Here is a 13,562-nt window from a genome sequence, read left to right as displayed (position 1 = left end):
CACTTGTTTAGCTTTTCCTCCGTCGACTTAAGTCGACGGTAAAAGATGCGTTACGGCACTACAAATGCGAATTCGCATTTCTCCATTTCCGTCGACTTTAGTCGACGGGAAACGATACATCACGGTACCATAATTGCGATTCGCCTATTTCCATTCCCGTCGATTTTAATCGACGGAAAACGATACGCCACGGCACCCAAATGCGAATTCGCTTATTTCCCATTCCCGTCGATTTTAATCGACGGCAAACGATGCATGACAACACCACAAATGCGAATTCGCCTATTTCCATTCCCGTCGATTTTAATCGACGGCAAACGATACACCACGGCACCACAAATGCGAATTCGCCTATTTCCATTTCCGTCGATTTTAATCGACGGCCCCCAATGCCATTACGGCAACGCGAATGCGATGTAATTGCCGCCGGGCTTCAGGCCGTATCTCGTGCCGCCGGCTGCGATTGCAATATATTGCTTTCCATCGACCATATAGGTAATAGGCGTTGCAAAACCGCCTGCCGGTAATTTGTATTCCCAAACGACTTTGCCGGTTTTGGTGTCGAATGCACGGAGCTTTTCGTCATAGGTCGCTGCGATAAAGAGCAGACCGCCTGCCGTCACGAGCGGGCCGCCGTGGTTTTCGGTACCGGTAGGCGGAATACCTTGTTTCGTCAATTCGGGATATTCGCCGAGCGTAACTTTCCAGAGGTATTCGCCGGTGTTCATGTTAATAGCGTTCAGCGTACCCCAGGGTGGCTTTATGGCCGGGTAATTGTCCTGATCGCGGAACTGGACATTGCCGTTGTTCACATAGGGCGGCTGGTGTGGGAAAACGGCATTGCTTTTGGACGACGTGGTCGCTGTTTGTGCGTGGATGTCGTTCGCAGTGGGCTTAGGTTCTGTTTTTAGCAGGAAATCGATGATCGCCGCACGGTCGTCTTTTGAAATATGCTGGAACGAAGGCATCCTTCCCCTACCGGTTTCCAGCAATGCGCCGATCTGCTCGCGGTTCAGGCGCTGGCCGATGTCTTTCAAAACCGGATAAGCCTGTGCGGAAGCCGAAGCCGTCACATTCTTCGAATCGGTAGCGTGGCAAGCCGCACAATTCGTGTTGAACAAAACCTGACCTCTTGATAATACCTCACCCTTCTGTGTCTCCTTCGCGTCCCGCATTTTGAGCCACCAGAGCATATTATTACCATTCACATAGATAATACCTTCCGGATCGGCCGCTGTACCGCCCCATTCGGCGCCTCCTCCGATGCCGTATAACAAACCTCCGTCCAAATCGGGTGGCTGGTTTTTCGGGCCTTTGTTGCTGCTGCGGAAGCGGTCGAGCACGTAGGCGTGCGCCTCGGGGGTGCGGGTGGTAATATCGGCTTCGGTTAATGTCTGGTTGGCAAATGGGACCGGTTTGACTGGTACCGGCTGCGTCGGCCAGGGCTGGTCACCGGGCAAGGGTTTCGCCTTGGGGACCGGTATTTCTTTTACGGGAAAGAGCGGTTTACCCGTATCCCGGTCGAACAGGAATACGTAGCCATCCTTGGTCGCCTGTGCTACGGCATCCACCATTTTGCCATTTCTCTTCACCCGAATCAAATTCGGCGGGCAAGGAATGTCCCTGTCCCAAAGGTCGTGGTGAACGGTCTGAAAATGCCAGATCCGCTTGCCTGTCTGCGCGTTGAGCGCGATCACGCAATTCGCGAAGAGGTTACTTCCCTTTCTTGCCCCTCCATAAAAATCCACAGATGGCGAGCCGGTACCCAGAAATACCGTCCCCCGTTTTTCATCAATTACCATTCCGGCCCAGCAATTGGCGCCGCCGAGTTTTTTGTAGGAATCTTTTGCCCACGTATCATACCCGTATTCTCCCGGCAGCGGAATCGTGCGGAACACCCAGGCGACCTTGCCCGTACGCACGTCGAATGCCCGGATGTGTCCCGGCAATGCATCACCTCCTTCCGAAACCGACGAACCGGTAATGAGCAGGTTTTTGTAAACCACGCCCGGCGTAGTGTTCCGAATATTAAACTGGGATGGATCATAACCGTAAGTCGCCTCATCGCCGAGGCCGTCGTGAAAATCAACCTCGCCGCTTTTACCAAAACTTTCCACCAGCTTTCCGGTTTCCGCATTCAATGCAAACAATGATGCCCCGGCCGTGAACAGAATGCGCTTATCGCTCCCCTCCGACCAATACACCACGCCCCGCATCGGATGGAACCGCGGTCGTTTTCCTTCGAATGGGTCAAACTTCCATAGCTCCCTGCCCGTCGCCGCTTCGACGGCAAATACTTTCAACCGCGGCGTCGTGCCGTACATAATACCGTCGATCACGATCGGCTGGCATTGCATATCCATGCCGCGCTCCCCGGGCTTGTTGTTTTCGCCCGTGTCGTACGTCCAGGCCGGTTGCAGGTTTTTCACATTATCCTTATTGATCTGGGTCAACGAAGAATAGCGGTTGCCGGCACTGTTGCCGCCATACACCGGCCAGTCGGCGTTTTTGGGATCGTCCGGGACGCGCTCGTCCGTGAAACGGTCGTCCGGGACACGGTCGTCCAGGAAGTGGCTGTCGCCGTCGTTGTAAACAGCTGCCGCCAATGCACAAAATGTGGCTAGCAATAAAGAGAATATGATCGGGAAGCGGAGCATCATATCATTTAAAATGTGGGCATCTAACAAATAAATCGGGGTTTTCGCCCGCCTTCGACTCCGCTCTGGCTGACACTGCTCTTGTCAGCCAGCGAAGTCAAAGGCACAGGCGAACCGCTATTGATTCAAATTTGGATTAATGGACGTATCCGTGTAAGGCAGCGGGAACCAGTAATTCGCTTTCACGATCGGCTTGATCGGCTGCAAATCGTCGGCACTCCTTTTCGAGTTAGCTTCTTCCACCCTTTCCAGGCGCACGAGGTCGAACCAGCGCGTGCGCTCGCAGGCGAACTCCCACGCGCGTTCCTGCACGACTTCGTCGGCAAACTGTGCTGCGGTAAGGCCGTCACCCGGCGTCAATGCCTTGGTACCGGTCGCGCGGCCACGCAGGCGAACTTTGTTCAATGCATCGTAAGCCGCCTGATCGGGACCGCCGGTGCCGCGTGCTTTGGCTTCTGCGTAGATCGTCAGCACGTGCGGGTAACGCATCATCACCGAAGGCAGCGAAATGCTGGACGTCACGATGTTGCCTTTGATATACCATTTCTGGTAGTAAGGATGTTTGGTCAAACTGCTTTGCCAGGGAATTTTAGTAGCGCCTAACCCGAATTCAGTACGGAAAGTAGCGTCCTTGCGGGGTCCTGCGGGAAAATCGCGGAAGAAATTAAGCTCCGCAAACATATCGTCCCATCCACCTTCTTCACCAGGCATGGTCGTATTGCCGTAAGTCGCATTCGCGGTACCGCTGCCGCCGAGATAGCCGCTAATCTGGAACACTGCCTCCTTGGTCCCCGGCGATGCGGGATCGTTTTCAAAAACAGCCGCGAAGGTCGGCAGCAACTCGAAGCCGTAGGTAGCCGCATTGTCGATCACTTCCTTGGCTTTTGCCGCGGCGAGGTCGTATTTATCGGTTTGTTTCAGCGGCCAGCCTGCCATGGTGAGGTACACGTCCGCGAGGAATGCTTTCGCAGAGCCTTTGTTCGGGCGGCCCGGATCACGTTTCGCATTCGGCAGATTCGTTTCAGCCACTTTCAGATCGGCCACGATCAGGTCATAAATTTCCTGTGGCGTCGACTTTTTGACGGTCAGCAATTCATCGGAATATTCCCCGGCGAGGATCAACGGAATATTGCCCCAGAAACGGGTCAGCCAGTAGTAGGAAAACGCGCGGATGAAATATGTCTCGCCGACAATAATGTCGATCGTCGCTTTCGTACCCACTGTTTTTTCATAGTTGTTAATCACATTGTTCGCGCCCTGAATGGCTTTGTAGCAACCATTGTAAACCGCATTCGAACGCTGGTTGGTCGTCGACACATTGAACTGATCAAACTCCCGCCAGTCGGCCTTGTTACTCGCCGGGTGGGTGGTAACATCGTCCGCGCCAAGTACTGCCGCATTGGCCGACGGGTGCAAGAACCCGTAAGTCCATTGGTTCGCCAGGCCCTTGTAAGCACCGGTCAGCGCCGATTCCAGCCCGTCCTGTGTCGAAAGCACATTAGGCCCGTACAAAAGTCCGGTCGTATCCTCATCGAGGTAATCGCTGCAACCGGCTCCCGTCAGAAGCAGGCCGCTTAAAAGAAGTATGGTTATTTTTTTCATGTCTGTTTTTTGAAATGGTTTAAAACCCAAGTGTGAGACCTACCGTATACACCTTCGCATTCGGATACGAACCACGGTCGATACCGATCGCCGTGTCCGTGCTGGAACCTACGTTGCTCGTTTCCGGGTCCGGACCGCTGTATTTGGTGATAGTAAACAGGTTGGTAGCACTGGCGAAAATGCGGATATTGGCTTTATCCTTGAAAACCGACGATGGCACATTGTAAGCCAGGCTCACGTTTTTCAATCGCACAAAACTTCCGTTTTCGACAAACCGGCTCGACTGCGTGAATGGCTGATAGGTTTTGGTAAATGCCGGAATATCCGAATCTTCATTGCCTGGACGGTAGTAGTCACGGATTTCGGTCAGCAGGAACTGCCGCGCTTCACCCGATCCCGACATGGCACCCGCACGGGTATAGTTTAGTTTATCGACCCCGAATGCGCCCTGGAAGAATACATTGAGGGTAAAACCACTATACGTAAAGGTGTTATTCCAACCGCCGGTCAGTTTAGGGAACGCGTGGCCGACAATCTGGAAGTCATCGGTGGTGATCGCATTGTCGCCATTCACGTCTTCATAATGCGGATCGCCGGGAACGCGGCCCTGCTTGGCGGCGATATCGGCCTCATCGGGTTTGAAAGTACCGAGGTATTTGAGGCCCCAATACGAGCCCAGCGGCTGGCCGGGCATGAGCATAAACTCGTTGGTAATGGACATACCCCCGCCCGCGCCGGTTCCGGTCCCGAGCCGTGGCAATCCGCCGAGGCTTACCACTTCGTTTTTCAGCGTCGACAGGTTCAGGTTTGTTTCCCAGCTGAATTTCCCTTTTTCGATCGGCGTACCACCGATAGCGAACTCAAAACCACGGTTCCGGATCTCTCCCACGTTACGCGGCTGCGTACCCCCGCCCGCGTAGTTGGGCAACTGCACATTCAGCAGCAGGTCGGTCGTGCTTTTGTTGAAATAATCGGCTTCGAAATGCAGACGGCCTTTGAGGATTTCCACTTCAATACCGACGTCGGTTTGAGTGGTCGTTTCCCATTTCAGGTTTTTGTTGCCCTGGTTGCCCTGGATCACGCCCGCCGTTACAGCCGTGTTATTGAAACCGACCTGCGTAGAGTTGTAGGGCGATAATGTCGCATACGGGCTAATCGCCTGGCTACCGGTTTTACCCCAGCTTCCGCGCAATTTCAGGTTCGAGAATACATTCAGGTTTTTGATAAACTCCTCCTCAGAAAGCCGCCAGCCCAATGCCACCGACGGGAAAACGCTGTTCCGGTTATCCTTACTGAATTTCGAAGAACCATCCCGGCGAATGGCGGCCGTGATGAGGTATTTGTCCTTAAATGCATAGTTCACACGTCCCAGCAATGAAAGCAACGTCCATTTGGAGAAACCCGAGTTCACCGTCGCAGCCGAGTTGCCGCCGATATTGTCGTAGCCCAATTGCGGGAAACGGAGCCCGTTGGCAGTTGCGGTGAAGTTTTTGTCGGTAAACTGCTGCGTTTCCAAAACGGCTACCGCTGTAATGGAATGGTTGCCGAATGTGCGGTTGTAGTTCAATGCATTGGTATTCTGCAAGGTAACCTGGTCGGCCGAGTAGCGGGTCGCATTCGGGTTGTTGTTCGAAAGGCGCTTGCCGTTGAAGTTCTTGTTCTGCGCATCGAGGTAGTTGATCGCATATTGCAAATCGAGCGAAAGGCCGGTGATCGGCAATTGGTACGTGAGCCCGCCAATCGCATTGATATTCATCCGTTCGGTGTCGATGGATTTGTCGTACAAATTATCCAGCGGGCTTCTCGAAACGGAGCCGATCGGATCTGCGAAAGTCGGCTGGCCGTCGGTACCGTACGCAGGCGTGGTAGGCGCCCATTGCAATGCCTCGATCAGCGCACCGCCGCCGTCCGTATTGTGGTTGGCCGTCTTCGCACCCGACAAATTGAGCCGCAATGCCAGGTTTTTATTGATTTGAGTACTCAGATTAGTTCTTAAAACATAGCGCTTGAACCCGCTATTGTTCACGATCCCTTTCTGGTTCACATAGTTACCCGAAATGAGGAACGAAGTCTTTTCATTTCCTCCCGAAACCGTTACCTGATGCTGCTGGCCGCTTCCCTTACGGTAAACGAGGTCCTGCCAGTCGGTACCGCCATTCTTTTTGAAATCGTCGATCTGCGCCTGCGTGAACGGTGCATTCGAACCCGTAGCGGTGGCACGTGCATTCACGATCTCCGCAAACTCGCCCGCCGGCAGGATATCGAACCGCTTGATCACATTCGAAACGCTTCCCTGGCCTTCATAACTTACCTTAATGCCTTTGGTACCCTTTTTAGTGGTAATGATAATCACGCCGTTCGCGCCGCGACTACCGTAGATCGAGGTCGAAGCAGCATCTTTCAGCACTTGCAGCGATTCGATATCATTGGGGTTCAGCAAATTGTAATTGGCACCCACAAAACCGTCGATCACATACAACGGGTCGTTGTTACCAAGCACCGAATTCGCACCACGGACCCGTACTTTCGAATCCCCGCCCGGCGCACCGTTGGATTGCGTTACCTGCACGCCGGCCGCACGCCCCTGCAACACCTGGTCGAGGCGGGTAATGGGTTGTTGTGAAAATTCCCGCGTCGATACGACCGACAATGCGCCGGTGACGTCGGTTTTTCTTTGCGTACCATAACCTACTACCACGACCTCGTTCAAACTCCGCGAGCCCTGCGCCAGTTTAATGTCGACCACCGACCGGTTGCCGATCTCCACCGTCTGACTTTCATAGCCGATAAACGAAAACACCAGCGTGCCATTTCCCGGCGCCTGGATGGCGTAATTGCCCTCACCGTCGGTCACGGTACCCTGTGAGGTCCCGCTGATCAGGATGCTCACGCCGGGCAGCGCCGCATTGTCCTGGTCCGTCACTTTTCCGGTCACCCTGGCATTCTGGGCAAGCAAACCGCCGCCGCCCAGGCCGAGTAAGACCATGCATAAACTCAGAATTTTTTTCATGGAAAATTTATAGTTAAACGCTTTAAAATACTGTTTTTATTGAGGTATGGATGCAACGATCCCAGATCGACGGCTGACCGCCGACCGCGATTGCGTCGTGCTGCTACCTAATGCGATCGGCCGTCAGCCGTCGAACCCTACCAATCGACGACCGACCCATCGAGCGCATTATAGCTCTCCGGATTCTTCCAGTCGTGCCCGATCTTGTCTTTCAGCGCGTCTTCGTCAAGTTCCACGCCCAGGCCGGGTTTGGTAGGTACCATTACGGTTCCGTCTTTTTGAAGTTTGAATGGTTCTTTGAGATAGCCTTCACCCAGCGTTACCTGCTCCTGAACGAGGAAATTCGGGACGCTGGCAGCCAGTTGCAGGCCGGTAGCGAGTGAGATAGGGCCCATCGGGTTGTGCGGGGCGATGGGAATGTAATAGGCCTCGGCCATTCCGGCGATGAGCCTGCCTTCGGTAATGCCGCCGGCGTGGCACAAATCCGGCTGGATAATGCTGGCAGCACCTTTTTCGAGGATTTCGCGGAAGCCCCATTTGGTAAAAATCCGCTCGCCGGTCGCAATGGGAATGTGGGTCCCCCTCGCAATGTCTACAAGTGTGTCCACATTCTGCGCCTGGCAGGGTTCTTCCACGAAAAACGGCTGGTATTGTTCCAATTCCTTGATCAAAACCTTAGATGTTTGCTGCGGAACGGCTCCGTGGAAGTCAATAGCAATATCCATTTCCGGCCCGCCGGCTTCCCGTAGCGAGGCAAAATTGTCGGACGCATATTTAATGAAGGCCATGTTCTCGACGATATTCGCCGGGTTCTTTTTGGCCACGCCGGTTTTAATAATCGTGTAACCTTCGGCTTTGCGCTTTTTCATGTCCTCCGCGTTGGACGCGCGCCCATATATACGTACGCGGTCGCGGGTGGGCCCGCCCAGGAGCTCGTGCACGGGTACGCCCAGGAGCTTGCCTTTAATGTCCCACAATGCCTGGTCGATACCACTCAAAGCACTCGTGAGGAGCGGCCCGCCCCGATAAAATGCGTGACGGTAAATGGCTTGCCAATGGTGTACCACTGCGCGCGGATCTTTGCCGACCAGGTAGGGCTCTACTTCTTTGATGGCCGTCTGAATGGTCAGCGCGCGGCCTTCGAGCAGTGGCTCACCGAGGCCCACGACGCCGGCGTCGGTGTGGATTTTGAGGAAAATCCAGCGCGGCTTTACCAGGAACGTTTCCAACTTCGTGATCTTGACCTTTCCATACGCCTGAAAAGGCGTTGGATTAGTTGCATACGATGTTTTAGGCAGTAGCATCGTGCCCGTTGCCGCGATGCCGAGTACCGACTGAATGGCTGCACGACGGGAAAATGATTTAGGTTTAGATTTCATAGCATTACCAGTTATGGATAGAGCCGTCCGGACTTTTCAGGATCGGGTGCGGGAATTTGGTTTTCTCTTTGACCTCCATAATGAAAGTCGCCTTTTTAGGATCAAATTTTACCCCCAGCCCGGGCGCGTCGTTGAGATACAGCTTACCGTTTTTGAAATTGATAAAATCCTCGTTGAAATACGGAGGCCGCTCCGGCTCGCCCCCGCCAAGCTCCATGAGCGCACGTGCCGGGCTGCTCGAACCGAGCACATGCACCAGCGTCGCCGTCGCCAGCGGGCCCGTGAAATGCGGTATCATGCCCACATAATGCGTTTCGCACATCGAAGCCAGCTTTTTGAACTCGCTGATGCCGCCGGTGTTCGGCAGTGTGAACCGGGTGTAATCGATCCACCGGTTTTCGATAAATTCGTTACAATCCCAGCGGTCGCCGAACTGCTCGCCCACGGCAATAGGCACCTTGGTCATCGAACGCACAGTTTTGTACACCGACGGATTCTCTGAACGGATAATGTCCTCCACGAAGTACGGTTCGAGCGATTCCAGCGCGGTACAGATCTTCAAGCCGTCGGTCATATCGAAGCGGGTATGCAGGTCGATGGCCCACTTGCCGCCTCCGCCTACGGCCTCGTCGATCCGCTTGCAGAAATCGATCGTCTTTTTCACGTTCTCATAAAAATCAAACGGCTGGTCGCCATTACCGCCAGTCGGCCCGATGCGGTAGGACCGCAAACCTGCCTCGATGCAATCCCTGGCCCGCTCCTCTTCCGTCTTGGCCTTCGACGCACGGAAACCGGTCGCGTAGCATTCCACGTACTCGCGCGTCGCTCCGCCCAGCAGCTCGTACACCGGCACATTCAGCGCCTTGCCTTTGATATCCCAAAGTGCCATTTCCAAAGCGCCCAACGCGTGCAGCTTCTCGCGTCCCGGCGGGTAGAACATCCCGCGGTACACGTTCTGCCAGATGTGTTCGATGCGGAACGGGTCCTCGCCGATCATCATTTGCGCGCATTGCTCGATCATATCCCTCGAACCGCCCTCGCCAATGCCGATAATGCCGCCGTCGGTCTCGATCTCTACAATCCCGCGCGCCTGGTTGAAAAGCGGTTTGTTATACCCCGGCGCGGCGTAGTACCGGATCTTCGTAATCTTCATTTTGGACGCCGCATGCGCTTGCACAAACGGAAAACCGGTCGCAACGGCCGCGGTGCCCAGGAACGCTGTTTTTATAAAGTTTCTTCTTTGCATAATGGTAATGGTAATAGTAATGGGTAAGGGTTAGTCGGATTTTGTCAGTGGTCGGGTGTGGTCAGGTATTGTCAAGTGTAGTCAGGTGTGGTCAGGTGTGGTCAAGTGTAGTCGGGTGTGGTTAAGTGTTGTCAGGTGTGGTCAGCTATTGGGGGTTTGTGGTTATGTATTACAGGTTATTGTTTTTTAAGCGCGTTTAGTGTTGTACATTTTATAAAAAGGAGGCTCTTCCCGAGCCGGGATTACGTATTCGATATTCATTTCTATAAACAGGGTGCTCCGCCGAAGCCGGGATGATGTATTCGATATTCATTTCTATAAACAGGATGCTCCTCCGGAGCCGGGATGACTTATTCGACATTCATTTCTAAAAACAGGAGGCTCCTCCAGAGCCGGGATGACGTATTCGATACTCATTTCTATAAACAGGGTGCTCCGCCGGAGCCGGGATGACGTATTCGATATTCGTTTCTATGAACAGGGTGCTCCGCCGGAGCCGGGATGACGTATTCGATATTCATTTCTAAAAACAGGGTGCTCCTCCGGAGCCGGGATGACGTATTCGATATTCGTTTCTATAAACAGGGCGCTCCTCCGGAGCCGGGATGATGTATTCGATATTCATTTCTATAAACAGGGTGCTCCTCCGGAGCCGGGATGATGTATTCGATACTCATTTCTATAAACAGGGTGCTCCTCCGGAGCCGGGATGACGTATTCGACATTCCTTTCTATAAACAAGGTGCTCCTCCGGAGCCGTGATCATGTATTCGATATTCATTTCTATAAACAGGGTGCTCCTCCGGAGCCGGGATGATGTATTCGATACTCATTTCTATAAACAGGGTGCTCCTCCGGAGCCGGGATGATGTATTCAATATTCCCTTCTATAAACAGGGTGCTCTTCCGGAGCCGGGATTACGTATTCGATATTCATTTCTATAAACAGGGTGCTCCTCCGGAGCGGGCCCTAGTAACGTCAATTACCCGCTTGGGTACCACCGTTCCCGTTGCCCCAGCGGGGCATTCTGTTTATAGAAACACAAACAATATCCCATTTTCGTCGACTCCGGAGGAGTCTCCTTGGTATCGTCCGCCTCGCCAATTACATCCGACCCATTACCCAAAAAGCACGAAACCTGACAACACTTGACCACACCTGACAACACTTGACAACACTTGACAATACCTAACCACATCCACCACACCTGACAATACTTGACAACACCTGACAACACCTGACCACACCTGACAACACCTGACCACTTCCGACAACACCTAACCCGCCGCCACCGCTTTCGCCTTTGACGACTCGCGGGCGATGAGCTTGGCTTCCATCAGTATTTGCTTCATGCCTTCCTCAGGGTTTTTCAGTTTTTTCAATAAAAATTCGACGGACGTTTTGCCGAGCATTTCCAAAGGTTGCCGCACGTAGGTGATCGGGCAATAGTAGAGGTCGAAAACCTCCGCCTGGCCGAAACTGACGATTGCCATGTCGGACGGTACTTTGAGACGCAGCTCGTTGATGTATTTTAATGCATTGATAGCCAAACCGTAGGTCGCGAAAATCATTGCGTCCAAGCGCTGTTCGGAGGCCAGTATCTCGTCGATGGCCGTCCTTACCTCGCTATCCATCGTTTCGAAATGCACTTCTTTCAGCCATGCATCGTGGAACTCGATGTGGTTATCGCGCAAGGCGTGCTTGTACCCGCGTACACGTTCTTCCATGTGGTACATATTCGATTTGTAGGCCATGATACCGATCTTCGAATAGCCGCTTTTGATGAGGTGAATACCGGCGTCGTAAGAGGCTTTGTAATTGTTGGTCGCTACAAAATCGGTCTGGATTTCAGGAAAATGGCGGTCGAGCAATACGAATGGAATGTTCCGCTCTTTGAGATAATGCACCTGGTTTTCGGAGCCTTCGCAGGACACGATGATGAAGCCGTCGACCTGGCGGTTGATCAGCACATTCAGCAAATCCCACGATTTCTCGGCGTGCTCGTCGCAGCTGCCGATAATGACCGTGTAGCCGTTCTTTTTGGCTTCATCTTCCACCACACGCGCGATGTTGGCGAAAAACGGGTTGGAAATATCGGCGATGATCAGGCCTATCGTATGCGTCTTGCCGCTTCTGAGGCTCTTGGCCAGGTGATTGGGCTGATAGTTCAATTCCTTGGCTATCAGCCTGATTTTCTGCGCAATGGCCTCCCCCACCCTGGTTTCCTTTTCTTTGCCGTTGAGGACGTAGGAAACCAGGGCCGTGGAGACGCCCGCTTGCTGTGCAATATCTTTGAGCGATGCTTTTTTCATGGACGTATAAGCGTACCGTCGAATTTTCTTACTTGCCAGTTCGATTTTGTGCTGATCGGGAATTTGGCGGCGGCTTTTTCGTCAATGTCCACGCCTATACCCGGCACTTCGTTCACCGACATATAGCCATTTTTCATCGTCGGGCACCCCGAGAATACTTCCAACGTCTTGTCGTTGAACTGCACCGCCTCCTGGATACCGAAGTTCCAGACGGCCAGGTCGATGTGCGCATGTGCCGAATGGCCGACGGGCGACACGTCGCCGGGGCCGTGCCAGGCTGTTTTGACATTGAACCATTCCCCCAACCGCGCCACTTTCATGGCCGGTGTAACGCCCCCGATCTGCGACACGTGAATGCGGATGTAGTCGAACCACTGGTTAGCCATCGGTTCCAAAAACTCATTGATATTATTAAAAAGCTCGCCCATCGCCAGCGGCACTGTCGTACTCTGGCGTAACAGTTTGAACCACTTCATATTCTCGGGAGAAAACGGGTCTTCGATGAAGAACGGACGGAATTCTTCGAGCTTTTTAATCATATTGATCGCGTTCATCGGCTGCACGCGTTCGTGAATATCATGCAGCAGTTCCACCTCCTCGCCGCATTGCTTGCGCACGGTTTCGAAGAGGATCGGAATGGCTTTCAGGTAGGCATTTTCGTCCATATAGTTGTCCGTAGCCCCGCCGAAGCCCGCTTCTTTGAAATCCGGCTTTTTGGTAGTGCTGCCAACAGCCCCGTAACCGCCCTGCTGAATGCGGATGTAGCGGTAACCCTGCTCCTGGATCTTCTTCACGCTCTCCACGGTTTCCTCGGGTGTGCGCCCGTTCGCGTGCGTGTAACACGGCACCGCGAACCGCACTTTGCCGCCCAACAGCTGGTACAACGGCATTCCTGCCCGCTTACCTTTGATATCCCAAAGCGCCTGGTCGAGCCCGCTCAATGCATTGTTCAATACCGGGCCGTTGCGCCAGTAGGAACTCACATAGGCGGCGTGCCACATATCCTCGATATTATCGACGTCCCTTCCGACGCAAAACTCGTTGAGATAGGTATTGATCGCCACCAGCACCACTTCCGCCCGCTGCGTGAATGTCGCGCAACCGAGGCCGTACAATCCCGGCTCGGAGGTTTCCACTTTCACCACAATCAGGTTGGAGCCCTGCGGCGCCGTGGCAATCGCGCGAACGCTTTTGATCGTCAGCGGCTTCATGGCTTTGGCATACTGCGGCGTTTCATAGTCGGCACGGGCCGCGCGGGCCGCGGGAATACCTCCGAACAGCCCCAGGATTCCCGCGGAACCACCCAGTCCCAATGCTTTCATCGTGTCGCGACGATTCATTCCGGTCTCTTTCAT

The 13,562-nt window shown here is 53.6% G+C and carries 7 protein-coding genes; all 7 read right to left on the bottom strand.

Features of this window, described 5'->3' with window-relative positions:
• Window positions 1-395: 395 nt before the first annotated feature.
• Window positions 396-2,660, bottom strand: a complete 2,265-nt coding sequence (locus BMW93_RS27540) for a PQQ-binding-like beta-propeller repeat protein (RefSeq protein ID WP_090384064.1) — start codon at window positions 2,658-2,660, stop codon at window positions 396-398.
• 114 nt (window positions 2,661-2,774) lie between these two features.
• The gene (locus BMW93_RS27535) at window positions 2,775-4,259 is read right to left on the bottom strand and encodes a RagB/SusD family nutrient uptake outer membrane protein (protein WP_090384061.1); all 1,485 of its coding nucleotides are present in this window, start codon (window positions 4,257-4,259) and stop codon (window positions 2,775-2,777) included.
• A 19-nt stretch (window positions 4,260-4,278) separates the two neighbouring features.
• Complete coding sequence (locus BMW93_RS27530) at window positions 4,279-7,269, bottom strand: TonB-dependent receptor (protein ID WP_090384058.1); 2,991 nt, start codon at window positions 7,267-7,269, stop codon at window positions 4,279-4,281.
• 137 nt (window positions 7,270-7,406) lie between these two features.
• Complete coding sequence (dgoD, locus tag BMW93_RS27525; RefSeq protein ID WP_090384054.1) at window positions 7,407-8,648, bottom strand: galactonate dehydratase; 1,242 nt, start codon at window positions 8,646-8,648, stop codon at window positions 7,407-7,409.
• Window positions 8,649-8,652: 4 nt separating this feature from the next.
• Window positions 8,653-9,894, bottom strand: coding sequence for a mandelate racemase/muconate lactonizing enzyme family protein (locus tag BMW93_RS27520; RefSeq protein WP_090384052.1), 1,242 nt, complete (start codon window positions 9,892-9,894; stop codon window positions 8,653-8,655).
• A gap of 1,278 nt (window positions 9,895-11,172) precedes the next feature.
• Window positions 11,173-12,207, bottom strand: coding sequence for a LacI family DNA-binding transcriptional regulator (locus tag BMW93_RS27515; protein WP_090384050.1), 1,035 nt, complete (start codon window positions 12,205-12,207; stop codon window positions 11,173-11,175).
• Window positions 12,204-13,562, bottom strand: coding sequence for an enolase C-terminal domain-like protein (locus BMW93_RS27510; protein WP_090384047.1), 1,359 nt, complete (start codon window positions 13,560-13,562; stop codon window positions 12,204-12,206). The genes BMW93_RS27515 and BMW93_RS27510 overlap by 4 nt, the downstream gene beginning before the upstream one ends.

Source organism: Dyadobacter sp. SG02 (assembly GCF_900109045.1).
Classification (GTDB): Bacteria; Bacteroidota; Bacteroidia; order Cytophagales; family Spirosomataceae; genus Dyadobacter.
This window is presented reverse-complemented; position numbering and strand designations above follow the sequence as displayed.

Coding starts and splice junctions, on each gene's coding strand:
- BMW93_RS27540 (WP_090384064.1), bottom strand. CDS start 2,660: ATGATGCTCCGCTTCCCGATCATATTCTCTTTATTGCTAGCCACATTT.
- BMW93_RS27535 (WP_090384061.1), bottom strand. CDS start 4,259: ATGAAAAAAATAACCATACTTCTTTTAAGCGGCCTGCTTCTGACGGGA.
- BMW93_RS27530 (WP_090384058.1), bottom strand. CDS start 7,269: ATGAAAAAAATTCTGAGTTTATGCATGGTCTTACTCGGCCTGGGCGGC.
- dgoD (WP_090384054.1), bottom strand. CDS start 8,648: ATGAAATCTAAACCTAAATCATTTTCCCGTCGTGCAGCCATTCAGTCG.
- BMW93_RS27520 (WP_090384052.1), bottom strand. CDS start 9,894: ATGCAAAGAAGAAACTTTATAAAAACAGCGTTCCTGGGCACCGCGGCC.
- BMW93_RS27515 (WP_090384050.1), bottom strand. CDS start 12,207: ATGAAAAAAGCATCGCTCAAAGATATTGCACAGCAAGCGGGCGTCTCC.
- BMW93_RS27510 (WP_090384047.1), bottom strand. CDS start 13,562: ATGAAAGAGACCGGAATGAATCGTCGCGACACGATGAAAGCATTGGGA.